The 24514-nt window shown below is 68.7% G+C and carries 25 protein-coding genes, 1 other RNA gene and 1 pseudogene; 7 read left to right on the plus strand and 20 right to left on the minus strand.

Translation table 11 applies throughout. The annotated features are described in order from the left end of the window. Positions 1–5: 5 nt before the first annotated feature. The 11 genes and pseudogenes from mraY to MZV50_RS19060 form a co-directional block, all read right to left on the minus strand. The gene (mraY, locus tag MZV50_RS19010) at positions 6–1118 is read right to left on the minus strand and encodes a phospho-N-acetylmuramoyl-pentapeptide-transferase (protein WP_252630849.1); all 1113 of its coding nucleotides are present in this window, start codon (positions 1116–1118) and stop codon (positions 6–8) included. Next, positions 1118–2503, minus strand: coding sequence for a UDP-N-acetylmuramoyl-tripeptide--D-alanyl-D-alanine ligase (locus MZV50_RS19015; protein WP_252630850.1), 1386 nt, complete (start codon positions 2501–2503; stop codon positions 1118–1120). Before MZV50_RS19015 ends, mraY begins: the two co-directional genes overlap by 1 nt. Next, positions 2496–3956: a UDP-N-acetylmuramoyl-L-alanyl-D-glutamate--2,6-diaminopimelate ligase gene (locus tag MZV50_RS19020; protein ID WP_252630851.1), complete on the minus strand. Its 1461-nt coding sequence runs from the start codon at positions 3954–3956 to the stop codon at positions 2496–2498. The genes MZV50_RS19015 and MZV50_RS19020 overlap by 8 nt, the downstream gene beginning before the upstream one ends. After that, on the minus strand, positions 3953–5722 hold the full coding sequence (locus MZV50_RS19025) for a peptidoglycan D,D-transpeptidase FtsI family protein (RefSeq protein ID WP_252630852.1): 1770 nt from the start codon (positions 5720–5722) through the stop codon (positions 3953–3955). The genes MZV50_RS19020 and MZV50_RS19025 overlap by 4 nt, the downstream gene beginning before the upstream one ends. Continuing rightward, positions 5719–6156: a cell division protein FtsL gene (ftsL, locus tag MZV50_RS19030; protein ID WP_252630853.1), complete on the minus strand. Its 438-nt coding sequence runs from the start codon at positions 6154–6156 to the stop codon at positions 5719–5721. Before ftsL ends, MZV50_RS19025 begins: the two co-directional genes overlap by 4 nt. Further along, a pseudogene (gene rsmH / locus MZV50_RS19035) lies at positions 6153–7087 on the minus strand (16S rRNA (cytosine(1402)-N(4))-methyltransferase RsmH). The gene ftsL and the pseudogene rsmH overlap by 4 nt, the downstream one beginning before the upstream one ends. Continuing rightward, positions 7084–7551, minus strand: a complete 468-nt coding sequence (locus tag MZV50_RS19040; RefSeq protein WP_252630854.1) for a division/cell wall cluster transcriptional repressor MraZ — start codon at positions 7549–7551, stop codon at positions 7084–7086. Before MZV50_RS19040 ends, rsmH begins: the two are co-directional and overlap by 4 nt. A gap of 283 nt (positions 7552–7834) precedes the next feature. Further along, positions 7835–8230: RNase P RNA component class A (gene rnpB, locus MZV50_RS19045), an RNA gene on the minus strand. Positions 8231–8310: 80 nt separating this feature from the next. Continuing rightward, on the minus strand, positions 8311–8913 hold the full coding sequence (locus MZV50_RS19050) for an FMN-binding negative transcriptional regulator (protein ID WP_252630855.1): 603 nt from the start codon (positions 8911–8913) through the stop codon (positions 8311–8313). Then, the gene (locus MZV50_RS19055) at positions 8913–9641 is read right to left on the minus strand and encodes an N-acetylmuramoyl-L-alanine amidase (protein ID WP_252630856.1); all 729 of its coding nucleotides are present in this window, start codon (positions 9639–9641) and stop codon (positions 8913–8915) included. Before MZV50_RS19055 ends, MZV50_RS19050 begins: the two co-directional genes overlap by 1 nt. Before the next feature lie 9 nt (positions 9642–9650). Further along, a complete protein-coding gene (locus tag MZV50_RS19060; protein ID WP_252630857.1) occupies positions 9651–10544 on the minus strand; it encodes a DMT family transporter in 894 nt (297 codons plus the stop codon). 117 nt (positions 10545–10661) lie between these two features. On the opposite strand from MZV50_RS19060, the gene MZV50_RS19065 reads away from it, so the two are divergent. Together MZV50_RS19065 and MZV50_RS19070 are read left to right on the plus strand one after the other, a co-directional pair. Continuing rightward, positions 10662–12149 carry a flavin-containing monooxygenase gene (locus tag MZV50_RS19065; RefSeq protein WP_252630858.1) on the plus strand — a complete coding sequence of 496 codons (1488 nt, stop codon included), beginning with the start codon at positions 10662–10664 and terminating at the stop codon, positions 12147–12149. Positions 12150–12219: 70 nt separating this feature from the next. Then, complete coding sequence (locus MZV50_RS19070) at positions 12220–13140, plus strand: oxygenase MpaB family protein (RefSeq protein ID WP_252630859.1); 921 nt, start codon at positions 12220–12222, stop codon at positions 13138–13140. A gap of 125 nt (positions 13141–13265) precedes the next feature. Here MZV50_RS19070 and MZV50_RS19080 read toward each other — a convergent pair whose 3' ends face one another. Next, positions 13266–13919 carry a DUF3052 domain-containing protein gene (locus MZV50_RS19080; protein ID WP_252630860.1) on the minus strand — a complete coding sequence of 218 codons (654 nt, stop codon included), beginning with the start codon at positions 13917–13919 and terminating at the stop codon, positions 13266–13268. Positions 13920–13923: 4 nt separating this feature from the next. Continuing rightward, positions 13924–14727 carry a crotonase/enoyl-CoA hydratase family protein gene (locus tag MZV50_RS19085; RefSeq protein ID WP_252630861.1) on the minus strand — a complete coding sequence of 268 codons (804 nt, stop codon included), beginning with the start codon at positions 14725–14727 and terminating at the stop codon, positions 13924–13926. 182 nt (positions 14728–14909) lie between these two features. On the opposite strand from MZV50_RS19085, the gene MZV50_RS19090 reads away from it, so the two are divergent. Both MZV50_RS19090 and MZV50_RS19095 read left to right on the plus strand, forming a co-directional pair. Further along, positions 14910–15272: a response regulator gene (locus MZV50_RS19090; protein WP_252630862.1), complete on the plus strand. Its 363-nt coding sequence runs from the start codon at positions 14910–14912 to the stop codon at positions 15270–15272. A 50-nt stretch (positions 15273–15322) separates the two neighbouring features. Next, positions 15323–15937, plus strand: a complete 615-nt coding sequence (locus MZV50_RS19095) for a pyridoxamine 5'-phosphate oxidase family protein (RefSeq protein ID WP_252630863.1) — start codon at positions 15323–15325, stop codon at positions 15935–15937. A 6-nt stretch (positions 15938–15943) separates the two neighbouring features. On the opposite strand, the gene MZV50_RS19100 is transcribed toward MZV50_RS19095, so the two are convergent. The 3 genes from MZV50_RS19100 to fliX all read right to left on the minus strand — a co-directional run bounded on the left by MZV50_RS19100 (position 15944) and on the right by fliX (position 18707). Continuing rightward, positions 15944–17479 carry a cation:proton antiporter gene (locus MZV50_RS19100; protein ID WP_252630864.1) on the minus strand — a complete coding sequence of 512 codons (1536 nt, stop codon included), beginning with the start codon at positions 17477–17479 and terminating at the stop codon, positions 15944–15946. Between the two features lie 137 nt (positions 17480–17616). Continuing rightward, the gene (gene dksA / locus MZV50_RS19105; protein ID WP_252630865.1) at positions 17617–18045 is read right to left on the minus strand and encodes an RNA polymerase-binding protein DksA; all 429 of its coding nucleotides are present in this window, start codon (positions 18043–18045) and stop codon (positions 17617–17619) included. A 227-nt stretch (positions 18046–18272) separates the two neighbouring features. Next, positions 18273–18707, minus strand: a complete 435-nt coding sequence (gene fliX, locus MZV50_RS19110) for a flagellar assembly regulator FliX (protein ID WP_252630866.1) — start codon at positions 18705–18707, stop codon at positions 18273–18275. Positions 18708–18938: 231 nt separating this feature from the next. Here fliX and MZV50_RS19115 point away from each other — a divergent pair, with 231 nt between their 5' ends. The 3 genes from MZV50_RS19115 to MZV50_RS19125 are packed head-to-tail and all read left to right on the plus strand — an operon-like array spanning position 18939 to position 20887. After that, positions 18939–20051, plus strand: a complete 1113-nt coding sequence (locus MZV50_RS19115) for a flagellar basal body P-ring protein FlgI (RefSeq protein WP_252630867.1) — start codon at positions 18939–18941, stop codon at positions 20049–20051. Then, positions 20051–20431 (plus strand): rod-binding protein, encoded by a 381-nt coding sequence (locus MZV50_RS19120; protein ID WP_252630868.1) that lies wholly within the window; start codon positions 20051–20053, stop codon positions 20429–20431. The genes MZV50_RS19115 and MZV50_RS19120 overlap by 1 nt, the downstream gene beginning before the upstream one ends. Before the next feature lie 6 nt (positions 20432–20437). Beyond that, the gene (locus MZV50_RS19125) at positions 20438–20887 is read left to right on the plus strand and encodes a flagellar basal body protein (RefSeq protein WP_252630869.1); all 450 of its coding nucleotides are present in this window, start codon (positions 20438–20440) and stop codon (positions 20885–20887) included. Here the strand turns inward: MZV50_RS19125 and MZV50_RS19130 are convergent. Genes MZV50_RS19130 through MZV50_RS19145 form a run of 4 tightly spaced genes read right to left on the minus strand, consistent with a single transcriptional unit; the run spans position 20884 to position 24510 of the window. Next, the gene (locus MZV50_RS19130; protein ID WP_252630870.1) at positions 20884–21516 is read right to left on the minus strand and encodes a class I SAM-dependent methyltransferase; all 633 of its coding nucleotides are present in this window, start codon (positions 21514–21516) and stop codon (positions 20884–20886) included. The two genes, MZV50_RS19125 and MZV50_RS19130, sit on opposite strands and share 4 nt — an antisense overlap. Positions 21517–21532: 16 nt before the next feature. Continuing rightward, positions 21533–22825 (minus strand): DUF3422 domain-containing protein, encoded by a 1293-nt coding sequence (locus tag MZV50_RS19135; protein ID WP_252630871.1) that lies wholly within the window; start codon positions 22823–22825, stop codon positions 21533–21535. A gap of 34 nt (positions 22826–22859) precedes the next feature. Then, a complete protein-coding gene (locus tag MZV50_RS19140) occupies positions 22860–24440 on the minus strand; it encodes an ABC-F family ATP-binding cassette domain-containing protein (RefSeq protein WP_252630872.1) in 1581 nt (526 codons plus the stop codon). Beyond that, the gene (locus tag MZV50_RS19145; protein ID WP_252630873.1) at positions 24397–24510 is read right to left on the minus strand and encodes a hypothetical protein; all 114 of its coding nucleotides are present in this window, start codon (positions 24508–24510) and stop codon (positions 24397–24399) included. Before MZV50_RS19145 ends, MZV50_RS19140 begins: the two co-directional genes overlap by 44 nt. Positions 24511–24514: the final 4 nt, after the last annotated feature.

Below are 24514 nucleotides of genomic sequence, written 5' to 3' on the forward strand. Positions count from 1 at the left end.
CTCTCCTAGCGCAGCTTCAGGGTGGCGAGGCCGACGAAGGACAGCATCATCGCCACGATCCAGAACCGGATCACGACGGTGGATTCAGCCCAGCCCAGCTTCTCGAAATGGTGGTGGATCGGCGCCATCAGGAAGACCCGCTTGCCGGTCTTCTTGAAGTAGGCGACCTGGATCATGACGCTCAGCGCCTCGGCCACGAACAGGCCGCCGACGATGCCCAGGACCAGCTCGTGCTTGGCGCAGACGGCGATCGCGCCCAGCGCGCCGCCCAGGGCCAGCGACCCGGTGTCGCCCATGAAGATCTTGGCCGGCGGGGCGTTGTACCAGAGGAAGCCCATGCCCCCGCCGATGATCGCGCCGCACAGCACCGCCAGCTCGCCGACGCCGGGCGCGAAGTGCAGGTTGAGGTAGTCGGCGAACTTGTAGTTGCCGACCAGGTAGGCGATCAGGCCGAAGGTCGAGGCGGCGAACATCACCGGCACGATGGCCAGGCCGTCCAGCCCGTCGGTCAGGTTCACGGCGTTCGAGAAGCCGGCGATCGTGACCGCCGCGAACACCACGTAGAACCAGCCCAGATTGATCACCAGCGCCTTGAAGATCGGGAAGACCACGCTGGTCTCCATCCCCGGCGTCATCGGCGACTTGGGCGCGAACAGGATCAGGATGACCGTGGCGATGATCGCCACCGCGAACTGGGCGACCAGCTTCTGGACGCTGGAGAGGCCGGCCGTGGTCTGCTTGGTGACCTTGGCGTAGTCGTCCATGAAGCCCAGCACGCCATAGCTGCCGGTGATCAGCAGCACGACCCAGACGTGGATGTTGCGCAGGTCGGCCCACAGCAGGGCGCCGACGAACAGGCCGGCCAGGATCATGAAGCCGCCCATGGTGGGCGTGCCGGCCTTCTCGGTGACGTGACGGGCGATGCCGTCGGTGCGGATCGGCTGGCCCTTACCCTGCTTGGCCTTCATCCAGCGGATGAAGCGCGAGCCCATGGCCACCGCGACGATATAGGCGGTCAGCATGGCCATGCCCGACCGGAAGGTCAGGTATTTCAAGAGGTTCAGCGCCGGGACGTGCTCTTGCGTGCGCGCCAGCCATTCGTACAGGAAGTACAGCATCAGCCCTGTTCCCCAAGGTCGAGCGCGGCCAGGGCTCCGGCGAGAACGCCAGCCCTGGAGCCATTCGACCCCTTCACCATCACCACGTCGCCGGGTCGGATCGCCTCCGCCAGCTGCGTCGTTAACTTTTCAGTAACTTCCGCGTAACCGCCCCGCCGAGTCGGCGGAAGCGCCTCCCACAGCGATTTCATGTGGACGCCCGCGAGAAAAACCACGTCAACGTTTGCACGCGCGATCGGGCCTGCAAGCTCGGCGTGAAACGCGTCGCTGCTCTCGCCCAGTTCGAGCATGTCGGTCAGCGCCACGACGCGCCGTCCGGCGACCTCGCGCGCGCCCAGGGTCTTCAGCGCGGCCTGCATCGAGACCGGGTTGGCGTTGTAGCTCTCGTCGACCAGGGTGAAGGCGCCGCCGTCGATGCGGATGGTCTTCTCGGCCCCGCGCCCCTCGATCGGGGCGAACGCCGCCAGCGCCGCCAAGGCCGTCTCGCGCGGCACGTCCAGGGCTTCCAGCATCAGCAGAACGCACAGGCTGTTGGGACCCCAGTGGACGCCGGTCTGACGGATCGGGAAGCGCAGCGCCTCGCCGCGCAGTTCGACCGACACGGTCGCCCCCTCGCCTTCCACCGAAAAGCCGGTCAGACGCGCGGTCGCGCCCTCGGCTTCACCGAAGCTCCAGACCAGCGCGCCGACCTTGGCGGCCTCGGCGCTCAGCAGCTCGAACCACGGATTGTCGGCGTTCAGCACGGCGATCCCGCCGGGCTCCAGACCCGCGAAGATCTCGGCCTTGGCGCGGGCGACACCCTCTTCGTTCTCGAAGTTCTCCAGGTGGACCGGGCCGACCGTGGTGATGGCCACCGCGTGCGGACGGACGAACTGGCTGAGCGGCGTGATCTCGTCGGCGTGGTTCATGCCGACCTCGAACACGGCGCGCTCGGTGTCGCGCGGCATCCGGGCCAGGGTCAGGGGCACGCCGATATGGTTGTTGTAGCTCTTCACCGAGGCGTGGGCCTTGCCGGCCAGGCGCAGGCCGGCCTCGACGGCGCGGGTGACGCTGGTCTTGCCGACCGAGCCGGTCACCGCCCCGCGCTTGCATTGCGGCGCGCGCTCGCGGGCGGCCACGCCCAGGGCCTCCAGGGCCTTGAAGGTGTCCTCGACCATGACCGCCGGGACGCCGACAGGCTTGGCGGCCAGGACGCCGGTCGCGCCACTGGCCACCGCCTGCCAGACGAAATCATGACCATCGCGTGCGCCGACCAACGGCACGAATAGATCGCCCGGCTCGACCGTGCGGGTGTCGATCGAGATCCCCGTGACGCTGAAGTCGCCGGCGACCTGGCCGCCGGTGGCGTCAGCGATTTCCTGGGCGGTCCAGAGGGCTTCAGGCATGCACGCCCTCCAGCGCTTCCAGGGTCTCGGCCACGTCGTCGAACGGATGGACGACGCCGGCGACGATCTGGCCCTGCTCGTGGCCCTTGCCGGCGATGACCAGCACGTCGCCCTCGCCCATCAGCTGGACGGCGGCGCGGATCGCGGCGCGGCGATCACCGATCTCCCGAGCCCCGGGGGCGGCCTCCAGGATGGCGGCGCGGATCGAAGAAGGTTCCTCGGAACGAGGATTGTCGTCGGTGACGATGGCGATGTCCGCCAGGCGCGCGGCGATCGCTCCCATCAGCGGACGCTTGCCCCGATCGCGGTCGCCGCCGGCGCCGAACACGGCGATCAACTTGCCGCGCGTGTGCGGGCGCAGGGCCTCCAGCACTGTCTGCAGGCCATCCGGCGTGTGGGCGTAGTCGACATAGGCCTCACCACCGCGCGGACCACGGCCGACGCGCTGCAGGCGACCGGCGGCGCCCTCCAGCGTCTCCAGCGCCTTCAGCACCTTGGCGGCGTCCTCGCCCGCGGCGATGCACAGACCGGCGGCGACCAGCACGTTCGAGGCCTGGAAGGCGCCGGCCAGCGGCAGCTGGATGTGATGCACGGCGCCGTCGATCTCGACGACCATGTCCTGGCCCGCCGGAGTCGGGACGCGCGAGACCAGGCGCAGGCCCTGTCCGTCCTCGCCGACCGAGAACACGCTCTGGCCCGAGGTGACGGCGGCGGCGGCGAAGTTCGGGAAGGCCTCGCTGTCGGCGTTCAGCACCGCCATCGCCCCGTTCGGCGTCAGGGTGTCGAACAGGCGCAGCTTGGCCGCCCGGTACTCTTCCATCGAGCCGTGATAGTCGAGGTGGTCCTGGGTGAAGTTGGTAAAGCCGGCGGCGCGCAGCTTGACGCCATCGACGCGGCGCTGGTCGACGCCGTGCGAGCTGGCTTCCAGGGCCAGGTGGGTGACGCCCATGTCGGCCAGGCGCGCGACCATCTCGGCGACGTCGCCGGCGTCCGGCGTGGTCAGGCCCGGCGGGGTCAGCTGCTGATCCGGCTTGCCGGCTTCGCTCACCACGACGCCCAGGGTGCCCATGCTGGCGGCCTTGTGGCCCAGCTTGGCGAAGATCTGGCGAGCGAAGCCGGCGACCGAGGTCTTGCCGTTGGTGCCGGTGACGGCCACGCACATGGCCGGCTGCTTGCCCCAGAAGGCGGCCGAGGCCAGGGCGTAGGCGCGGCGGGCGTCTTCCGAACGGACAACCGGCACGCCCAGACCTTCCAGCCCACCCTCGGGGGCCAGAACGGCGGCGGCGCCCTTGGCCACCGCGCCCGGCGCGAAGTCGCGACCGTCGACCTTGGTCCCCGGCAGGGCGGCGAACAGCCAGCCGGCGGTGACCTTGCGGCTGTCGGCGGTGACGCCGGCGATCACCGGGTCGTTGGCGAAGGGACGTTTGAACAGGTCCGACAGATGTCTGGTCATAGTCCCGCCTCCGGTACGGCGTTCTGCGGCTGGCCGGCGATGATCACCGGCTCGATCTTGCGTTGCACGCCCAGGAACGGGGCGATGCGTTCGATCACCTTGCCCGCCGGCGGCGCGCCGACCCAGCCGCCGGTCGAGAAACCAGCCGACTTGGCCGTGCCGTGCGGCTCGTCCATCAGGATCAGGACGAAATAGCGATCGGCCTCCAGCGGGGCCTCGGTCGGGAACACCGCCGCGAACGACGACACCTGGCGCTGGTGATTATAGCCCCGGATCGACGGATCGTACTTCTCGCCGGTGCCGGTCTTGCCGCCGACCGACAGGCCAGGCACGTCGGCCTTGCCGCCGCTGCCGCCCTGGCCGGGGATCACGTTGGCGCGCATGATCTTCAGCATCTCGGCCGAGGTGTTCTCGGACACCACCCGCACGCCCTCAGGTCGCACGCCATCCGGCATCTTCCTGATGGTCAGCGGCAGCATCTCGCCGCCGTTCAGCAAAGCGCCCATCGCCTGAGCCAGGGCCAGCGGGCTGACATTGATGCCGTGACCGAACGAGGTGGAGGCCACAGCGTCCATGTCCCACTTGCGCGGCGTCAGCGGGCGCGCCGACTCCATCAGCTCGACCTTGGCCGGCTTGGTCAGGCCCAGGGCCGCGAAGTACTTCGACAGGCGCTCGCCGCCGATCCGCTCGGCCAGCATGGCCGTGCCGATGTTCGACGAGTGCTGGAACACCTGGATCAGGTTCAGGATGGCCTTGGCGGCGTGATAGTCGTGGATCGTGCGGTAGCCCAGCTTGTAGGGCTCGCGGGCGTCGAAGGTCGAGGCCGGGGTGGCCACGCCCGTGTCCAGACCGATCGCCACGGTGAAGGTCTTGAAGGTCGAGCCCATCTCGTAGACCGAGGCGGCGGCGCGGTTCAGGCGCTGATCGTCGGTGGCCTCGCCCGCCTTGTTGGCGTCGTAGTCGGGCAGGCTGGCCAGGCCCAGGATCTCGCCGGTGTGGACGTTGGTGACCAGACCGACCGCGCCCTTGGGCGTGAAGTCGGCGGCGGCCTTGCGCAGCTCGTCCTCGAGGGCGGCCTGGATGCGAACGTCGATCGACAGCTGGGTCGGGCCGCCCTCGCCGCCTGCGGCCTTGCGGATCGGATCGTCCAAGGCGCGCTCGGCTCCGGCCAGGCCCTTGCCGCCGCTGTCGACGAAACCGACCAGGTGCGCGGCTGTCGGGCCCAGCGGATACATCCGCCGCTCCTGCTCCTCGAACGAGATGCCGGGCAGACCGAGGTTGAAGATGCCGTCCTTCTCGTCGGGCGTCAGGCCGCCCAGCACGAAGGCGCGGTGATCGCCGAACACGGCCTTATCCAGGCGCTTGGCCGGAACCTGAGGCAAAGCCTTGCCGAGCGCGCGACGCACTTCCTTGGCGTCCCAGACCTCGCGCGGGTCGACGTACAGCGCGTAGTGGGCCAGGTCGACGGCCAGCAGCTTGCCGTTGCGGTCGACGATGTCGCCGCGCGCGCCCTCCGCGCCCTGAGCGTAGCCGTTGCCGCGCCCGGCGTTCGAGAACAGCGCCGCCCAGCCCGCGCCCAGGCCCACGCCCACGAAGCACAGGCTGAAGAAGGCCATGACCAGGAAGATGCGGATGCGGGTGTCGTCTTCGGGCCTGGCCGCCGCGCGCGAACGCTCGAAGGCGTGTTCCAGACGCCAGACGCGCTCGATCAGCCACCGCCAGGCGGCGGGCTGGAAACCGTTTGGGCCCAGATTCGAAAGGCTCATCGCTGGGCCTCCGGAGGCGGCGGAGCCGAGGCGTCGTCCGGCAGCGCCTCGGGGCCATCGGCGGCCAGGGCCTCGGGCGAGATCGGGGCGGCGACGACCGGCGCGCGCGGCAGTTCGCGGCGGCGCGCCACGTCGATCAGAGCGTCCTCGGTGATCTCATGGTCCGGCGCGATCGGCTGCAGCTGCATCATCTGCGCCAGTTGCTCGATGCGGCGCGGCTGCTCCAGGTGGGCGACCTCGGCCTCCAGCAGGCGCTTGCGCATGCCTTCGTCCTGGATCTCCTGCTGCATGCGGGCGATCTGCTGGCGCTCGCTGCCGGCGAAGGTCTTGGCCAGATAGACGCTGGTGACCAGGGTCAGCAGGATGCCCAGGCCGACCACCTCGACGACACGGAAGCCGCGGACGCGGCGATTGAAGACGCCGGCGACGCTCATGCCGCGCCCTCCCAGACCGGCGCGGAAGTGCGGACGGCGGCGCGCAGCTTCGACGACCGCGCGCGGGGATTGACGGCCAGTTCGGCTTCGCCGGGAGCGATGGCCTTGTTCGAGATCAACTGGAAGCTGGGCGCCGCGCCGGCCGCGACCGGGGAGCGTGGCGCGAACCGCCAGGCGTCCGACCCGCGCGCTCGGTCAGGAACGCCTTGACGATGCGGTCTTCCAGCGAGTGGAAGGTGACGACCACCAGCCGACCGCCCGGCTTCAGCACGCGCTCGGCGGCGTCAAGACCGGCTTCCAGCTCGCCCAACTCGTCATTGACCGCGATGCGCAGACCCTGGAACGAGCGGGTGGCGGGATGGACCTTGGCGCCCTTGCGGCCGCCAACGGCGCGCTCGATCACCTCGGCCAGGTCCAAGGTGCGCTCGAACGGGCGCTCCTCGCGGCGGCGGACGATGAAGCTGGCGATGCGGCGCGAGGCGTGCTCCTCGCCATAGACATAAAGGATGCGGGCCAGCTCGACCTGGTCCAGCGTGTTGACGAGGTCGGCGGCGGTCGGGCCGCTGTCGCCCATCCGCATGTCCAGCGGACCGTCGCGCATGAAGGAAAAGCCGCGCTCGGCCTGATCCAGCTGCATCGACGAGACGCCCAGGTCCAGCATCACACCGTCGACGCTCGACGGGCTCAGTTCGTCGAGCATCTCTGAGAAGCGGGCCTGGACTAGGCGGAAGCGGTCGGCCGGAAGCCCCTCGGCGAACGCCTGGACGGTCGGGTCGCGATCGAAGGCCACGATGCTGGCGCCGGTCGGCAGCACCGCGCGAGTGTAGCCGCCCGCGCCGAAGGTGCCGTCGACCACGATATCGCCCGGCTTGGCGTCCAGCGCCTCGACCACTTCGTCCAGCAGGACCGAGATGTGCGGGGCGTCGCTCACGAGGCGCTCCCCAGCTTGGCCTGGCGCTGCTGGGCGCGCAGGGCCGCCAGCCCTTCCCGGGCCAGATCGCGCTGGGCCGCGCGATGAGCCTGGAAGGCCTCGCGGGACCAGATCTGAAAACGCTCACCCATACCGACGACGGCCACCCAATCCGTGAGACCGCACATTTCGCACAGGTGGTCGGGAAGCGTAATGCGACCAGCTGTATCAAACGACAGCTTGGCCATGCCACCCAGGACGCTGGTCTCGAGGGCCGAGCGGATCGGATCGCCGAACGGCAGTTCCTCGATCACGCCGGTATAGCGGTCGAACAGGGCCTTACCGCCCGCTTCCAGGCAATCGGCCTCGATGGAGGGGAAGCAGAAGATTCCGTCGAACATGCCGGAAACGGCCGCGCGGAATTCCTGCGGCACGACGATGCGCCGCTTGCTGTCGAGCTGTTTCTCGAATGTCGAGAGAAACACGAAAGCTGAACCCCACCAAACCCACATCGGTCGGCGACCCAACGCATCGCCCCGACGCGAATTGGGTTAACATGGGATGAATTGGGAAACAATGACACCAAACCCCTTTCATCGAGATTTCAAAGGCGTCTCACCTGTTGTTCACGAGGTGAGATCGTTAATCCACAGAACATACACAGAACTCACCAAGTAGACGTGGTGCCCGGTGTCATCCGGACCCAACGAAGGTCAGTTTTCAGGACGGAAACGCGCGGCCGCGCCCCATCCCGCCGAACGAGGGATGGGGACCAGATGATCTATAAGCCGGGTTCTGTTCCGCCTCCCCCGATCCGAAGATGGGCGAGGCGGCGACGATCATTCCTCTAGGCCGGCCATTGCTGGACGGCTCTCGCGACCTACCCGGACCCTCTCAGCCAGTGACGGCCTATCCGACGCGAGGCCGGCGCGGGGTCCCTATTCGGTCTTGCTCCAGGCGGGGCTTGCCATGCCGTCCCTGTCGCCAGGTCCGCGGTGGGCTCTTACCCCACCCTTTCACCCTTCCCGCCCCGTAAGGAGGAGGTTTGCTTTCTGTGGCGCTATCCCTGGGATCGCTCCCGGTGGGCGTTACCCACCGCCTTGTCACCGTGGAGCCCGGACTTTCCTCGGCGTCCGAAGACGACGCGACCGCCCGACCATCTGGTCCGGGACGGTGTTTGACGGCGCGACATGGAAACGTCAACAAACATCCGATTCCCCCGGCGAAAGCCGGGGAAATCGGGATTAGAGGATATTGCGCATAAGCTGCGCGATCGGATGGTCCTTGAGACCCGCCGCCGCGCCCAGGCGATCGGCTTCAACCCGGTTCTGCGACAGCTTGAACGTCCCCTCCAGCCGCTCGACGAACAGCCGACCGCCCTGGATGCCGCGCAGCAGGCTCTCGAACTTGCCGGCCTTCATCTTGTCGCGGGTCCAGGGCTTTTTCGGAAGAAGCCGCGCCTCCTCCTGGGCCGAGAGGTCGTCCAGCAGGGCGATCAACTCGGCCTCGTCCAGCGGCGCGACCGAGCCCTCGGCCTCGACGGACTGGTAGTTCCAGGTCGGCACCTGATCGGCGCTCGCGTACCAGTCGGGGCTGACATAGGCGTCGAGGCCGGTCGCCAGGGCCACCGCGCGGAAGCCCTGCGTCAGGTGCGGGGTCAGCCCGTTGCCGCGCGACAGATGGAAATCCAGCGCGACCTCGCCGTCCAGGTCGCGGACCACGACCGGCGTCTGGGCCACGAACGGCCGCCCGCCGACCGAAGCGGCGATGGTCACGAACGGATGGGCCCGCAGGAAGTCGAGCAGGATCACACGATCCTCGACGCGGAAGGCCGGCGCCGGATGCATCAGTCGGCCGCCGCGCGCAGCAGGCCGACCAGACGCGCCCGCGTCTCGCCGTCCGCGATTCCGTCGAAGCGGCTCTGCAGCCAGTGACGCTGGAAGGCCGAGACCACCGTCGTGGTCCACTCGTCGTACTTGCCGGTGGGGGCGCAGTCGAAGCCCAGGCGGGTAAGGCCGGCTTGCAGCGCGAAGACGCCGGTCCCCTCCTCGCCCTGGCCCAGCGGCGCGCCGGGCGATGGCGCCGGCTCGATCCACAAACCATGGCCGCTATCGGCCAGACGCTTCCAGGGGAAGAGCTCGCCAGGGTCGACCTTGCGAGCGGGCGCGATGTCGGAGTGGCCCAGGATTCGGCTGTCGGGGATCATCCAACGCGAGCGCACGTCGGCCAGCAGGTTGATCACCGCGGCGATCTGGGCCTCGGGAAACGGGCGATAGCCGAACTCGTGGCCGGGATTGACGATCTCGATGCCGATCGAGGCCGAGTTGATGTCCTTGACGCCCTTCCAGAAGGCCGCGCCCGCATGCCAGGCGCGGCGCTCCTCGGGGACCAGGCGGAAGACGCGGCCGTCTTCCTCGACGCAGTAGTGGGCCGAGACCTTGGCCTCGGGATCGCGCAGGCGCGCGATCGCCGCCTCGCCCGTTTCCATGCCGGTGTAGTGCAGCACGATCGTGTCGGGCACGGCCTTGCGGGCGTCGAAGTTCGGCGACGGGGCCTCGATGACGTTAAGGCTCATGGGGAAGGCTCATTGGGCGCGGTTTCGGAGCGACATCAGCAAGGGCATGACCTGATTCCGCCGAAGCGCGATGATCAGAACACCCAGCAGCGCCAAGGCCGCGCCGATCCCCATCCGCAGGTCGAAGTGGTCGTAGGTGACCACGACGCCCATGCCGATGGTGAACAGCGGCGTCATCAGGGTGAGCGGAGCGATCAGGTTGGCCTCGTAGCGCTGGATCAGCCCGTAATAGGCCGTATGGGCCACGACCGAAACCACCAGGGCCGAGAACGCCACCGCCCCGACGAATGGCCACCCGGCGTGGAAGCCCGCCGCGACCTGGCCAGGCTCCATGACCGCGCTCATCGCCGCCAGCGGCCAGAAGGACGAAAAGCCCACCCAGGCCTGGAACTGCAGTGGCTTCACCCCCTCGACCTGCTTCATCATCACCGCGCCCAGCGAACCAGTGAACGCGGCCGCGACGATCAGCCAGAGGCCCGCAGACAGCTCCAGGCCATGCGGGCTCCACATGACGACCACCGCGCCCGCCAACGTCAGGGCGATGCCCACGCCGCGCCGCCAGCGGATCTTCTCGCCCAGGATCAGCACCGACAGCAGGGTGGTGAACGGCACCCCGACCTGGATCACCACCGAGGCCGCCGATGGCGAGGCCGTCTTGAAGCCCATGAACAGCAGGGCGAAATTGCCGCCGCCCATCAGGAGGCCCACCAGCACCATCCGCCAGGTCGGCCGAGGCGCGGGCAGCAGCCACGGCAGGGTCAGCAGCGCCACCACCGCGAAGCGCACGGCCGCGTAGTACAGCGGCGGCACGCCCCAGTGGGCGACCACCAGCTTGGAGATGATGTTGCTGCTGGCCCAGACCAGGCAGACGAGGACCAGGACGCCGAAGTCGCGAAGGGACATGAAGTGATCCGATAAGCCCCGGTTGACGTTCGGTCAAAACGGTCGTTTGTTGGTGAACACTGTTTACATAGGTTCACGGCGGGTCAACCACCGGACTTGAGGCAGGGGCGGAAACGGATGGCCATGGAACATGTCGACGTACTGATCGTGGGCGCGGGCTTGTCGGGGATCGGCGCGGCCTATCACCTGAAGAAGCACTGCCCCGGCAAGACGTACGCGATCCTGGAAGGCCGCGAGGCGATCGGCGGCACTTGGGACCTGTTCCGCTATCCCGGCATCCGCTCCGACAGCGACATGTACACCCTGGGCTACAGCTTCAAGCCGTGGAAAGCCGCCAAGGCGATCGCCGACGGCCCCTCTATCCTGAGCTATGTGCGCGAGACCGCGCGCGAACACGACGTCGACCGCCACATCCGTTTCCGCCACCTGGTCAAGCGCGCCAGCTGGTCCAGCGAGACCGCCACCTGGACGGTGGAGGCCGAGCACGACGGCCTGACCGTCAAGTTCACCTGCGGCTTCCTCTACATGTGCTCGGGCTACTATCGCTATTCGGCCGGCTATACGCCCGACTTCCCGGGCGCCGAGCGCTTCCAGGGCCGCATCGTCCATCCGCAGCACTGGCCCGAGGATCTGGACTACGCGGGCAAGAAGGTCGTGGTGATCGGCAGCGGCGCCACCGCCGTGACCCTGGTGCCCGAGATGGCCAAGACCGCCGCTCACGTCGTCATGCTGCAGCGCTCGCCGACCTACGTGGTCTCGCGCCCGGCCGAGGATGGGGTGGCCAACTGGCTGCGGACCAAGCTGCCGGCCATGACCGCCTATGGCGTCACCCGCTGGAAGAACGTCCTCTTCCAGATGCTGTTCTTCAACATGGCCCGCAAGAAGCCCGAGAAGGTCAAGGAACGCCTGCTGGGCATGGTGCGCGAGCATCTGGGGCCGGACTACGATGTCGCCACCCACTTCACGCCCCGCTACAATCCGTGGGACCAGCGCCTGTGCCTGGTGCCGGACGCTGACCTGTTCGACTCGATCAAGGCCGGGACCAGTTCGGTGGTCACCGACCACATCGAGACCTTCACCGAGACGGGCATCCAGCTGAAATCCGGCAAGGTCCTGGACGCCGACGTCATCGTCACCGCCACCGGCCTGCAGATGCAGCTGCTCAGCGGCATGGAGGTCGTGGTCGACGGCAAGGTCGCCAACCTGGCCCAATCGATGAGCTACAAGGGCATGATGTTCAGCGACGTGCCCAACCTGGCCTCGGCGTTCGGCTACACCAACGCCAGTTGGACCCTGAAGGCGGATCTGACCAGCGAGTATGTCTGCCGCCTGATCAACCAGATGGACCGCACCGGCGCCGACTACTGCGTGGCGCGCCAGGACGGCGACATCGAGGTCGCGCCGTGGCTGGACTTCACCTCGGGCTACGTCACTCGCGCCATGAACCAGTTCCCCAAGCAGGGCCTGCGCAAGCCGTGGAAGGTGCATCAGAACTATGCCCTGGACCTGGTCGCCCTGCGCTTCGGCAAGGTCGACGACGGGGTGATGACCTTCGGGCGGAAAACGGGGGCGAAGGCGACGCCGGTGACCGCCAAGGCCGCCTAGCTTCCCTATCGGATTTGATAGGTTGTCGCTGACGGCGCGGGCTCCGACCTTTCCAGGAAAGGAAATCCGCATGGCCGAACCGTCATCGTACCTGGGCTGGAAGATCGACTACGCCAACCCGCCCGGCGAGCCCGCCTATCTGGATCCGGGCTCGGTGCATTGGCGGGTCTACAAGAACCCGATCGCCCTGGCGGTCGGCGGCGTCGCGGCCGTGCTGCTGGAGTTCGCCGACGCGCGGATCCGCTCGGGCGTCTGGGACCACTCGACCTACAAGGCCGACCCGATCGGACGCTCCAAGCGCACGGGGATCGCGGCCATGGTCGGGGTCTATGGACCTCAGGCCGCCGCGCGGCGCGTGATCCAGGGCGTCACCAACATGCATACGCGCGTCACGGGCGAGACGCCAAAGGGCGAGGCCTACAAGGCGCTGGATCCCGAGCTGCTGGACTGGGTCAGCGCCACGGCCGGCTACGGCTTCCTCAACGCCTATGACCGCTTCGTCGCGCCGCTGAGCGACGCCGAGAAGACCCGCTTCTACGGCGAGGCCGGCCCAATCGCGCGACTGTACGGCGTGAAGCACTCGCCGGCCAACCAGGCCGAGTTCATGGCGATGATGGACAGGCTGGCCTCGCGCTTTGAGCCACATCCAATCGTCCATGAGTTCCTGGACATCATCCAGTCGGGCAAGGCCGCGCCGAACGCGCCGAAGTTCCTGCACAAGGCCCTGGCCCGCGCGGCGGTGTCGCTGCTGCCGCCGATCGTGCGCCAGAGGCTGGCCCTGGGCCGCGAATGGGACCTGACCGCCTTCCATCGTCTGGCGCTGCAAGCCGCCGGCAAGCTGGCCGACAGGATTCCGGTGAAGAGCTCTCCGCCCTGCCAAGCCAGCGTGCGGCTGGGACTGCCGGCGGATTTTCTCTATCGGAGCCGAGCTGAGCAGAAGCGGCTGCTGGAGACGCGAACGAGCGGTGCACCTCAGACCGCTGCGACCTAAATTCCCGTGTCATCCCGGCCGCAGCGAAGCGGAGAGCCGGGACCCAGGGGTCGGCGCAACGCGCTTGGCCCCTGGGTCCCGGATAGCCTCTGCGAGGCTTCCGGGATGACACAAATTGGCGAGACTCAATCCTCGTCGTCGAACGGCGCATCGTCCGTTTCCGGCGCCGGCTTGGCGACCGCCTTCGGCGCCTTGCGCTTCACGAACCGCAGCGCCGTGTGGCTGGACGAGAACGCACACACCTTCGTGTCCACGAAGCCCAGCCCGCGCACGGCCTCCAGGATCTCGGCGTCCTTCAGCGGCGCGCCCTTGCCCTTCTGGGCCACGATCCACACCGCGCCCTTGGGAGCCAGCGCGCCTTGCCAGTCCTCCAGCCGATCGAAGTCGGCCAGGTCCTCGGCGGCCAGGAACAGCAGGTCGATCCCCTCCTCGGCCTCGCCAAGCTCGACGCGGGTCTCCAGCTCGGCGATGAACGCCTCGTCCTCGACGCCGTCGACCACCACGGTCATGCCGGGCTTCACGCCCAGCTTGTCCAGGCGCGAGGGCGGGTTCTGGATGGCGTGCAGCCACTTGTCGGCTTGGCCGGCCTCCAAGGTGAAGCGCGTGCCGTCGCTGAGAACGAGATCATCGCCCTCGACACGCAGGTTGCGCAGGGCGTGCCCTTGATAGATGCCGCGCACCGCGCCGCGGAAGATCAGCTTGGGCGGCTCCCACAGCAGCTTGCCCTCGCTCTCACCATCCGACAGCTGGCCCCAGACGCCGCTCGCTTCCTTGCCCATGATCTCAGGCGCCCTTGAACGTCGGCTGACGCTTCTCGAGGATCGCGTCGACGCCTTCCATGTGGTCCTCGGTGTGGTGGGCGATGGCCTGGGCGGCCGCGCTCATCTCCATCAGGGTGTCGTAGCTGGCGGTCTGGCCGTGCTTGAGCAGGCTCTTGGCCATGCGCAGAGCGTGCGGCGGCTGGGCCGCGATCCGGGTCGCCAGGGCCATGGCCTCGTCCATCAGCATCTCGGCCGGCACGGCCTTGCTGATCAAGCCCCATTCGGCCGCCTTGGCCGCGTCGATGACGTCGCCGGTGAACAGCAGCTCGGCCGCGCGGCTCATGCCGATGGTGCGCGGCATCAGCCAGGCGCCGCCGTCGCCGGGGATCAGGCCAAGCTTCAGGAAGGTGACGCCGAACCTGGCGGTGTCGGCGGCGATACGGATGTCGGTCATGCAGGCCACGTCGCAGCCCAGGCCGATCGCCGCCCCGTTGACCGCCGCGATCGATGGAACCTCCAGGCCGTAGATGGCCCGGACGATGCGGTGGATGTTCTTGCGATAGCCGTCGCGCACGGCCACGCCATTGCCGCCGAACGCGCCCTCGCGGGCCTTCATCGCCTTGACGTCGCCGCCGGCCGAGAAGGCCTTTCCCGCGCCGGTCAGGATCACGCAGCGGATGTCCTGGTCGTCGTTGATCGCCTCGCAGGCGGCCGCCACCTGGTCGCCATCGCCCGGCGCGCCCAGGGCGTTCATCGCCTCCGGCCGGTTCAGGGTGAGGATGGCGACATGGCCGCGCTTCTCGGTGAGGATCAGGGACTGGGACATAGGACTGGGGACGCTCCTGCCGTTTCCTTGGTTTTGTCCCTGCATAGCCTGCTTTCCCGCATCGTGCAGCCGAGCCGGTCGATACAACCGGTGCGGTCGCACCGATCACGAAAACGCGACTGGCGCGCGAGCGCGGCGCGCCGTTGAAATAAGTCCTGGGACGACACAGAAAGCTACGGCGAATGACCGAGCACGCGAAGGCCCGACACGTGTTGATTATCGAGGATGAAATCCTCGTCGCGTTCGAGGTCGAGGCCCTTCTGGCGGAGATGGGCTTCACCAGTTTCGATATCGCCGACAGCGCGGCCGACGCGCTGACCCTGGCCATCGCCAATCCCCCCGACCTGATAACCGCCGACTACCGCATCGTGGGCGGCACCGGCGTCGAGGCCGTCGAGGCGATCCAGCGCCGCCTGGGCCGGATCCCCGTCGTCTACGTCACCGGCAACGCCGACCAACTTCAGGGTCGCTTCACCCCGATCGTCGACAAGCCGATCTCGGCCCGCATCCTGGCCGAGGCCTGCGCCCGCGCGGCGACGCCCTGACGTTGTTCTCCGCCCGGCCCGCCGCTACAAGCCACGGACGGGAGGACGCGATGCACGAGATCACCACCCTCGAGACCCTGGAGGCGCTGTACCAGCCCCAGCCCGTCGCCGCCTCGACCGTCAAGGTCACCGACCACATCACCCCGCACTACGCCGCGCTGATCCAGGCCTCGCCGTTCGTGGCGCTGGCCACCGTGGGTCCGGAGGGCTTGGACTGCAGCCCGCGCGGCGACCTGCCCGGCTTCGTCCGCATCGCCGATCCCCGCACGCTGATGCTGCCCGACCGGCGCGGCAACAACCGCATCGATTCCCTGCGCAACATCGTCCGCGATCCACGCGTGGCCCTGCTGTTCCTGATCCCCGGCTCCGGCACCACGTTCCGGGTCAACGGCCGCGCGGTGCTGAGCGCCGATCCCGCGCTGCTGGCCAGCTTCGCCGTCGACGACAAGCCGCCGCGCACGGTGACGGTCGTGACCGTCGAGGAAGCCTATTTCCAGTGCGCCCGCGCCATCGTCCGCTCGGGGCTCTGGAAACCCGAGAGCCACGTCGATCCCAAGGCCCTGCCGACGCCCGGCGCCATGCTGGCGGCGGTCACGGCCGGCGCGGTCGGTGGCGAGGCCTACGACACGGCATGGCCCGAGCGCGCGGCGAAAACGATGTGGTGAGCGCGGTCAGCTCTCCTCGATCTGCCGCTCGTCCTCGCGGCTGATCGAGACCTCCTCGAAGTCCAGCTCCTCCTGCAGGATCAGGAAGGCGTCGGCGCCCACGCCGCCCGAGACGCGTAACTCTTCCAGCCTCAGGCGTTGGCGGCGAATAGCCTTGAGGCCGATGGCCCGCCGCGCTTCCAGGGGTCCGGTCGCGGGCGGGACGCCGGTCGGAACCGCGGCGAAGCGATAGCGCCAGTGGTCGACGGCCTCGCCCGCCTTGCCGTCCAGCGCCGCCAGGGCCGCGCCCGCCAGGTCGGCCCGCAGACGCACCAGTTCGTCGCCCAGTGCGTCCTCACGATCCAGGCCCAGAAGGCGGACCAACGGCGCCAGGGTCAGCCCCTGCACCACCAGGGTCGCCAGCACGACCGCGAAGGCGGTCAACACCACCAGGTCGCGCTGCGGGAAGTTCCCCGGCAGGGCGAAGGCGGTGGCCAGGGTGACCAGGCCTCGCATGCCGCACCAGCCGACCAGCACTCCGTTGCGCAGGCTGATCGCCGGATAGCCGCCGCGCAGGCTGGCGAACCGCCGGGCCAAGATCAGATAGAGCTGCACCCAAACCATGCGCACGATGATCAGGCAGACCACCACGACAGCGGCGAAGCCCATAGCCTGCATCAGTCGTTCGCGGTCCATGCCGGCGACGATGGTCCGCGCCTGCAGCCCCATCAGCAGGAAGGCCACGACGTTCAGAAGGAACACCGCCGAGGTCCAGACCGCGAAGCTGTGGATCCGCACCCGCGGCGGGGTACGCAGGGCCGCCGTGCGGGCGAAGGTCATGGCGAAGGCCACCAAGCACAGCACCGGCGACACGCCCAGCCGCTCGGCGATCATCCACGAGCCGAAGGCGGTGACGAACTCGAACACGTTGCCGCCCAGCGTGCCGCTGACCATCGGGCTGATGGCGCGCAGCACATAGGCGATGACGATCCCCAGAATGATCCCGCCCGGCGCCGCCAGGCCCAGCTTGATCGCCAGTCCTTGGTCGATCTGGCCCTGGGCCTGGAAGGCCAGGGCGGCCGAGAACAACAGCAGGGCAGAGGCGTCGTTCAGCAGGCTCTCGCCCTTCAGCACCGCGATCGAGCCACGCGGCATGCGCACGCTGCTGAGCACGGCCGTGGCGGCGGCGGCGTCCGGTGGGGCGACGATGGCCCCCAGCGCCAGGGCCGCGGCGATCGGCAGGCCGGCCATGGCCACGCCCAGCCAGGCGACCGCGCCGGCGCTCAGCAGCACCGCCACGACCACCAGGGCGAACAGCGGCCGCCACAGCCGACGAACATCGCTGACCGGAAAGTCGAAGGCCGCGTCGACCAGGGCCGGGGCCAGGAACAGGGCCAGGGCGGTGTGGGGTTCGATCGAGATCGCGGGCGCGCCGGGGACCAGCGCCAGACAGACGCCGGCCGCCGCCAGCATCGTCGGGTACGGCGCCTTGATGCGGCGCGACACCTGCAGCAGCAGCACCGCGGCCGCCACCAGGACGAGAAGGCTCTCGAAGAAGCTCACAGGTCCTCCCTGGCGATGCGCGACCTTAGGATGCAACGCCTTAGATGACAGAGTTCTCCGACGTCGGAAACAAAAGCGGCCCCGGGGTCGCCCCCGAGGCCGCTCGAAAACACATCAGTCCCCCTGCGGAGCTTCGCTTAGTCGTCGCGGTGGACGCGTTCGCGGCGCTCGTGCCGTTCCTGGGCCTCGACACTCATGGTCGCCGTAGGGCGAGCATCCAGTCGAGCCAGGCCGATCGGCTCGCCCGTCTCCTCGCAATAGCCGTAGGAGCCGTCCTCGACTCGGCGCAGGGCCTGGTCGATCTTGGAAATCAGCTTTCGTTGGCGGTCACGAGTGCGGAGCTCAAGAGCCCGGTCGGTCTCCGAGGACGCGCGATCGGCGAGATCGGCGTGGTTCTCGGTTTCTTTCTGGAGATGGGAAACCGTCTCGCGAGATTCGCGAAGGATCTCTTCTTTCCAGGCCAGCAGCTTTTGCTTGAAGTACTCAAGCTGCCGTTCGTTCATAAAAGGCTCGTCCTCGGAAGGACGATAATCGGATTTCTCTACTAGAACAGTGGCCGTTTGCATCAACGCCTCACGCCCCAATGAACTCAGCCCTTAAGGGCCGGGTGCTTATACCAAAAGGTGAGCCGCGTTCAATGAACCTCGCGTGAGGGGCGCGTTCATGTCGCGCTCCCGGTCCGCGAGGGCCACTTCCACGGCGTGGACAGGTGTAAAACGCACGAGTGGGCCAAGCGTGGCAGGACGAAACGATGTTCTTGTCGCCAGTCCCTTGGTCGCCCGCCCAGGCCATGTCAGCCGCCCCGCGCCTGCAGCTTGGCCAGCTCGACGGCGGCCCGTGTCTCGATCTCGTTGAGAACCCCTTCCAGCTTGGGGTCGTCGGTGTTCTCGCGCTGCTCGCGAATGGCGCGCGTCAGGCGGTCCAGCGTGGCGTGCGAGATGTCGCCGTCGATCAGCGCGATCCGAACTTCGCCCAGGATGTCCAGGATGTGGTCCGCGCGACGGACGGCGCGCTTGCGGCGCTCCAGGGGGCTGCCGACGGCGCCTGTCTCCTGCAACGCCAGCAAGGCGTCGACCGAGCCGACGCCGGTCAGGCCGCCAACCGAAGCCGTGCTCGCCGCGCCGCTGGCGGTGTTCACCGACGGCAGGCTGAAGCTCGACGAACCGCCGGTCGGCCTGGCCCGCGACGCGCCAGTCGCCCCCACGCCCCCCGTGCTGGAAACCTTCATCCGACAGCTCCAAAAAGCTTAAGCGTGCGAGTCACTTATCCCACGACCTGATCATAATCGGAACGCGCGCTTGAAGTATGGTTAATGCCGGGCAGATTCTGCCGCGAGGCGCCGGACGGACCACCGCCGAAATCAGAATCCCTTGAGTCACAAGGCCCTAGGCTGGGCCGGAAAACTGGCCCGCTTCTGGCATGGGGCGGACCGGGGACGTCTCCCCGCCACGGGACTGCCATGCCGCGTTCATTCTTTCGCACCGTTCTGACCGCCCTCGCCGCTGCTTCGGCCCTCATCGCCGCGCCGGCGTTCGCCAAGTCGCGGATCAAGGACATCGTCGCCTTCGAGGGCGTTCGCGAGAACCAGCTGATCGGCTACGGCGTCGTCGTCGGCCTGAACGGCACGGGCGACAGCCTGCGCAACGCCCCGATGACCAAGCAGAGCCTGGAGGCGATGCTGGAACGCCAGGGCGTCAATGTGCGCGACGCCAACCTCAACACCAAGAACACCGCCACGGTCATGGTCACGGCCAACCTGCCGCCGTTCTCGGCCGCCGGCTCGAAGCTGGACGTGACCGTCTCGGCGCTGGGCGACGCCAAGAGTCTGCTGGGCGGTACCCTGCTGGTCACCAGCCTGCAAGGCGCGGACGGCCAGACCTACGCCGTCGCCCAGGGCACCGTGCAGACCGGTTCGGTCTCGGCCGGCGGCGCCTCGGGCAGCTCGGTGACCAAGGGCGTGCCGACCGCCGGCCGCATCTCGTCGGGCGGCATCATCGAGCGCGAGACCGGCTTCCAGATGGTCAGCATGGACATCCTGCGCATGACCCTGCGCAATCCGGACTTCACGACCTCGCGCCGCATCGCCGACGCCATCAACGCCAAATTCCCCAACTGCGCCCAGGCCCAGAACCCGACCATCGTCGCCGTGCGCGCGCCAGCCGGCATGGACATGATCAGCTTCGTCACCAACATCGAGAACCTGGAAGTCGAGCCCGACAGCCCGGCCAAGGTGGTGATCGACGAGGTGGCCGGCGTCATCGTCATGGGCGACGACGTCCGCATCAGCCAGGTGGCGATCGCCCAGGGCAACCTGACCATCACTGTCCAGGAAACCCCCGCCGTCAGCCAGCCCGGCCCCTTCAGCCAGGGCCAAACCGCCGTCGTTCCGCAGTCGACCGTCAATATCGACGAGGAGAAGGGCAAGAAGCTGATCACCCTGGGCGGCTCGCCCTCGCTGAAGAGCCTGGTCGGCGGCCTGAACGCCCTGGGCGTCACGCCTCGCGACATGATCTCGATCCTGCAGGCCGTGAAGGCCTCGGGCGCCCTGCAAGCCGACATCGAGGTGATGTGATGAGCGCCCTGTCCACGATCTCCACCTTCGTTCCGCAGGTCGGCGCCGCCACGGCCGCGATCAAGACGGCGGCCAAGGCGGTGAAGAGCGCCGCGGCTTCGGTCGAAGACACCGCCCACGACGCGGTCCAAGACGCGACGAAGCGCGCCAAGATCGCCGAAACGGCCAAGACGTTCGAGAGCTCGTTCCTGTCGGTGATGATGCAGCAGATGTTCGAGGGCGTGAAAACCTCCGAACCGTTCGGCGGCGGCAACGGCGAGGAGATGTTCAAGTCGATGCTGACGGACGCGATGTCCAAGCAGGTGACCAAGGCCGGCGGCATCGGCCTGGCGCCGACCATCCAGCGCGAAATGCTGAAGATGCAAGGTCTGAAGGAGTAACACGCCATGGCCATCGCCGCCGTCGACGCCGACGATCGCGTCCACCAGCTGACCCTGCTGACCGAGCGCCTGACCGACCTGATCGCCAAGGAAGCCCTGGCCTTCGAGACCCACCGCCCGCACGAGGCGGCGCAGTACGTCGAGGAGACGGCCAAGCTGGCCAATGTCTACCGGCACGAGTCCATGCGGGTGCGCGCCAATGTCGCCCTGGTCGAAGCGGCCCGGCCGGAACTACGCCAGCGCCTGCTGCGCGCCACCGAGGCCTTCGACGCCGTCCTGGCCCGTCAGGCGCGCGCCGTCAGCGCCGCCAAGACCGTGACCGAGGGCCTGGTCCACGCGGTCGCCCAGGAGATCGCCAGCCAGCGCGCCGCCCCGGCCACGACCTATGGCGCCGGCGGCATGGTCAACGACCGCCCCTCGATGGGCGCGGCGATCACCCTGAACCGCAAGGCCTAGCCTTCCAGTTCGAAAACCGCCGCCGCCCGGGTTGCGCCGTTCGGATCGCCGAAGTCGGCGACCGGATACTCGGCCACGACCCGCAGCCGATCCGCCGGCAGCGGCGCGCGCCAGGGGTCGCCGATCAGCACCGCGATTCCGGCGGCCAGACAGCGGCGCAGGAAGAGCTCGACCCGCGCGGCAAGGGCTGGGTCGTAAAAGAGATCGCCGACCAGCATCAGCTCGGCGTCCGGCGGATCACCATCGAGCAGGTCGGTCTGCGCCACCTCCATTGTCACGCCGTTGGCGGCGGCGTTCAGGCGCGCGGCGGCGACCGCGTAAGAGTCGACGTCGACCGCCCTCACCTCACCCGCCCCGGCCAGGGCGGCGGCGATGGCCACCAGGCCCGAGCCCGCGCCGAGATCCAGCACGCGCTTGCCGGCGACGACGTCCGGACGGTCCAGGACATACCGCGCCAGGGCCAGACCCCCACCCCAGGGCCGCGCCCAATAGGGCGAGCCGAAGTCCGGATCCGCCTCGGCCAGCCGCATCAGTCCGCTGCGCGGTCCCGCGCGATGCAGGCGGACTTCGGGAACGCCCGGGACGGGTTCCAGCGTCAGGCGCGCCTGGATGAAGGCTTCAAGGGTCACCGGCGGACTTAAGCGCCTAGTGCGCCTCGTCGATCAACCGCTTCTTGCGCCGATGCAGGCTGGCGGCAACGGCGATCAGAACCAGCGGCACCAGGCCCGACATCAGATGCTCGGCCACGCCGTGCAGCCAGGGCTTGAGCAGATAACCCAGCAGGCCCAGCACGTAGTAACCCACCGCGAAGATCGATAGCCCCTCGACCAGTCCCTGCAGCTTGGTCTGCAGTTGCAGGCTGGCGTCCATGCCGCGAAGGGTCTCCTGGTTCTGGCGGTCCTGGGCCAGGCCCAGCGTGGTGCGCAGCAGGTCGCCGCTGCGGGCGATGCGCAGGGAAAGGTCGTCAAGGCGGCGGTCGGAGGCCTGGCGGGTGCGCATGGCCGGCAGGAGGCGCCGGGCGATGAACTCGCTCATCGTTGAATGGCCGGGGATCCGCCGCTCGCGCAGGGCTTCCAGCCGATCCAGGGTCAGGCGGTGATAGGACTCGGTCGCCCCGCGGCGGAAGCGGCTGCTGGCCGCGCGCAACTCGACCTCGGCCGACAAAGCTAGCAGGCGATCCAGCACCGCCTGGCTGTCCTCGCCGGCAGCCAGACCGCTGGTGATCGCCGCCAGCCGCGCCTCGGCTCCGTCCAGCCAGGCCAGCATTTCGCGCGCCGGTGGGAAGCCGATCAGCGCCAGCTTCCGATAGTTGCCGATCTCCAGCAGCGTCTGAACCAGGCGTGAAACCTCGTCATTGGCCAGGGAGAGGTTGTGGACGTGAATGCGCCCCGCGCCGCCCTCGCGCAGGCGGAAGTCGGTCCAGATCCGCGCCGCGCCGTCGAAGGCCTCGCACGAGACGCAGCGCTGCAGGTCGATATGCCGACCCAGGTCCGCGTCGGTCGGGGCCGCGGCGCCCGGCGCCGAGACCGAGATCTCGACGCCCCGGAACACCTGGCCCGGCGCGCCGTCCAGCCAGAAGAAGCTTGCCTCCGGCTGGGGCTGGAAGCCGAGCTCGCGTCCCAGCGGTCCGTAGGCGAACCAGGTCCAGGTCGAGAACTCCTGGTGACGCTCCCACAGCCAGCCACCGTCCTCGTCCGCGACGACGACGCGGCCCAACGCGGGATCCTGCCCCGGCGCGAACAGAGCGACGAAGGCAGCCTCCGACGTCCGCGCGTCCGGCTCGACCAGGAACACCCACTGGCGCAGGCGGAGCGGGACCCGGTCCAGCGGCAGCGCCCGCAGGTGCATCAGTTCGCTCAACGTCACTCGAAGCGGGTGGTCCCGGCCGCCGTCCATCTCGTCTTGCCTGCGTTCCTGAGCCCTGCGATGCCGGGTCATCGGGTCGCGCCCAAATGTTACCGGTCACATAGACTTATCCGAGGGCGATCTTCCGTTCAATGCCGATGGCCTCGAGAAAATCGGCGTCGTGGCTGACCACCAGCAATGCGCCATCATAGCCGGACAGCGCCGCCTCGACGGCCTCGATCGAGGCGATGTCCAAATGGTTGGTCGGCTCGTCCAGGATCAGCAGCTGCGGCGGCGCGGCCGCGCTCAGCACGCAGGCCAGGGCCGCCCGCAGGCGCTCGCCGCCGCTCAGCGTCCCGGCCAACTGGTGGGCGGCGGTGTTGCGGAACAGGAAGCGCGCCAAGGCCGCATGGGCGTCGTTCTGGCTGGCGGCCGGGTTCAGCCTGCGGAAGTTCTCCAGGATGGTCTCGCCATCGTTCAACAGCCCCGCCCGCTGGTCCAGCAGAGCGACGGGAACCGACAGCTTGACCACACCCGCCAAGGGCGCGAGGTCACCGGTCGCCAGCCGGATCAGCGTCGTCTTGCCCGTCCCATTCGGACCCGAGACCGCCACGCGCTCGGGCCCCGCGATGCGGAACGACAAGCCTTTGATCACCGGCGCCTCATCTGGCCAGGCGAAGGCGACATCGTCGAAGCTCAACACCGTCCGCCCCTCGGGCAGGCCGGACGACGGCAGATCAAACCCCAGGGTCCGGACCCGCTCGACGCGGGCGTCGGCGCTGACCTTGGCCTGGGCCGCCTCGGCCACCAGCTTGTCGGCCAGCCGCCCCTCGCGCGCACCGCTGTTCTCGGCCCGCTCGGCCATCATGCCCAGGACGATCTTGGGCGTTCCGCCCCTGTCGGCGAACTTGCGGCCGGCCGCGTCGCGGCGATCCTTGCGCTCGCGAGCGACCTGGGCCTCGCGGGCGACGCGGCGGACCGCCTGCTCGGCGTGGTCCAGGCCGCGCTGCGCGGCCTCAGCTTCCTCGGCCCGGCGCGCGGCATAGAGGTCCCAGCCGCCACCGTACGACCGCGCGCCCAGCGATGAGAGCTCGACGATACGGTCCATGCCGCGCAGCAGGCTTCGATCGTGGCTGACCACCACCGCCCCGCCGCGCCAACGAGCCAGCACCCTGGCCACGATCCCTCGCGCCTCGGCGTCCAGGTTGTTGGTCGGCTCGTCCAGCAGCAGCACGTCGGGCCGAGCGACCAGCAGACGCGCCAGCCCCGCCCGCGTCGCCTGGCCGCCCGACAGCGCCGCCGCCGGCCGCTCGGGTTCGAGACCCGGCAAGCCGACATCGGCCAGGGCCTGGTCCAGCCGCGCCGGCAGGTCCCAGTCGGCGTCGGAGAGGTCGGTCTCATCGCCCTCCCCGCGCTCGATGCGCGACAGGCGATCCCAACCCCCGCCGACACCCAGCAGGTCGACTAGCCGCGCGCCCTCCGAAACGTCGGGCGTCTGATCCAGGGTCGCGACCGTCCCGGTCCGGGTGATGGTCCCGGCTAAAGGGGCACGCGCGCCGGCGATCAGCGCCAGCAAGGTGCTCTTGCCCGCGCCGTTGCGCCCGACGAGACCGATGCGTTCGGCCCCGATGACGAGGTTCAGGTTTTCGAAGAGAGGCCGGCCGTCAGGGGTGGCGGCGGAAACGGAATCCAGGGTGACGAAGGACATGCGAACCCACGGTCAGGGAAACGGGAAGGACGAAACGGTCTTCCGTCTTGCTGATCATGAGTGCCTCCATCGGA

Origin of the sequence: Caulobacter segnis (genome assembly GCF_023935105.1) — a bacterium.
Taxonomy (GTDB): Bacteria; Pseudomonadota; Alphaproteobacteria; order Caulobacterales; family Caulobacteraceae; genus Caulobacter; species Caulobacter segnis_B.

Coding starts and splice junctions, on each gene's coding strand:
- MZV50_RS19020 (WP_252630851.1), bottom strand. CDS start 3,956: ATGACCAGACATCTGTCGGACCTGTTCAAACGTCCCTTCGCCAACGAC.
- MZV50_RS19120 (WP_252630868.1), top strand. CDS start 20,051: ATGAGCGCCCTGTCCACGATCTCCACCTTCGTTCCGCAGGTCGGCGCC.
- MZV50_RS19080 (WP_252630860.1), bottom strand. CDS start 13,919: ATGGGCAAGGAAGCGAGCGGCGTCTGGGGCCAGCTGTCGGATGGTGAG.
- ftsL (WP_252630853.1), bottom strand. CDS start 6,156: ATGAGCGTCGCCGGCGTCTTCAATCGCCGCGTCCGCGGCTTCCGTGTC.
- MZV50_RS19085 (WP_252630861.1), bottom strand. CDS start 14,727: ATGTCCCAGTCCCTGATCCTCACCGAGAAGCGCGGCCATGTCGCCATC.
- MZV50_RS19025 (WP_252630852.1), bottom strand. CDS start 5,722: ATGAGCCTTTCGAATCTGGGCCCAAACGGTTTCCAGCCCGCCGCCTGG.
- MZV50_RS19060 (WP_252630857.1), bottom strand. CDS start 10,544: ATGTCCCTTCGCGACTTCGGCGTCCTGGTCCTCGTCTGCCTGGTCTGG.
- MZV50_RS19070 (WP_252630859.1), top strand. CDS start 12,220: ATGGCCGAACCGTCATCGTACCTGGGCTGGAAGATCGACTACGCCAAC.
- MZV50_RS19135 (WP_252630871.1), bottom strand. CDS start 22,825: ATGACCCGGCATCGCAGGGCTCAGGAACGCAGGCAAGACGAGATGGAC.
- MZV50_RS19065 (WP_252630858.1), top strand. CDS start 10,662: ATGGCCATGGAACATGTCGACGTACTGATCGTGGGCGCGGGCTTGTCG.
- mraY (WP_252630849.1), bottom strand. CDS start 1,118: ATGCTGTACTTCCTGTACGAATGGCTGGCGCGCACGCAAGAGCACGTC.
- fliX (WP_252630866.1), bottom strand. CDS start 18,707: ATGAAGGTTTCCAGCACGGGGGGCGTGGGGGCGACTGGCGCGTCGCGG.
- MZV50_RS19055 (WP_252630856.1), bottom strand. CDS start 9,641: ATGAGCCTTAACGTCATCGAGGCCCCGTCGCCGAACTTCGACGCCCGC.
- MZV50_RS19015 (WP_252630850.1), bottom strand. CDS start 2,503: ATGCCTGAAGCCCTCTGGACCGCCCAGGAAATCGCTGACGCCACCGGC.
- MZV50_RS19125 (WP_252630869.1), top strand. CDS start 20,438: ATGGCCATCGCCGCCGTCGACGCCGACGATCGCGTCCACCAGCTGACC.
- MZV50_RS19095 (WP_252630863.1), top strand. CDS start 15,323: ATGCACGAGATCACCACCCTCGAGACCCTGGAGGCGCTGTACCAGCCC.
- MZV50_RS19145 (WP_252630873.1), bottom strand. CDS start 24,510: ATGGAGGCACTCATGATCAGCAAGACGGAAGACCGTTTCGTCCTTCCC.
- MZV50_RS19050 (WP_252630855.1), bottom strand. CDS start 8,913: ATGCATCCGGCGCCGGCCTTCCGCGTCGAGGATCGTGTGATCCTGCTC.
- MZV50_RS19115 (WP_252630867.1), top strand. CDS start 18,939: ATGCCGCGTTCATTCTTTCGCACCGTTCTGACCGCCCTCGCCGCTGCT.
- MZV50_RS19140 (WP_252630872.1), bottom strand. CDS start 24,440: ATGTCCTTCGTCACCCTGGATTCCGTTTCCGCCGCCACCCCTGACGGC.
- dksA (WP_252630865.1), bottom strand. CDS start 18,045: ATGCAAACGGCCACTGTTCTAGTAGAGAAATCCGATTATCGTCCTTCC.
- MZV50_RS19090 (WP_252630862.1), top strand. CDS start 14,910: ATGACCGAGCACGCGAAGGCCCGACACGTGTTGATTATCGAGGATGAA.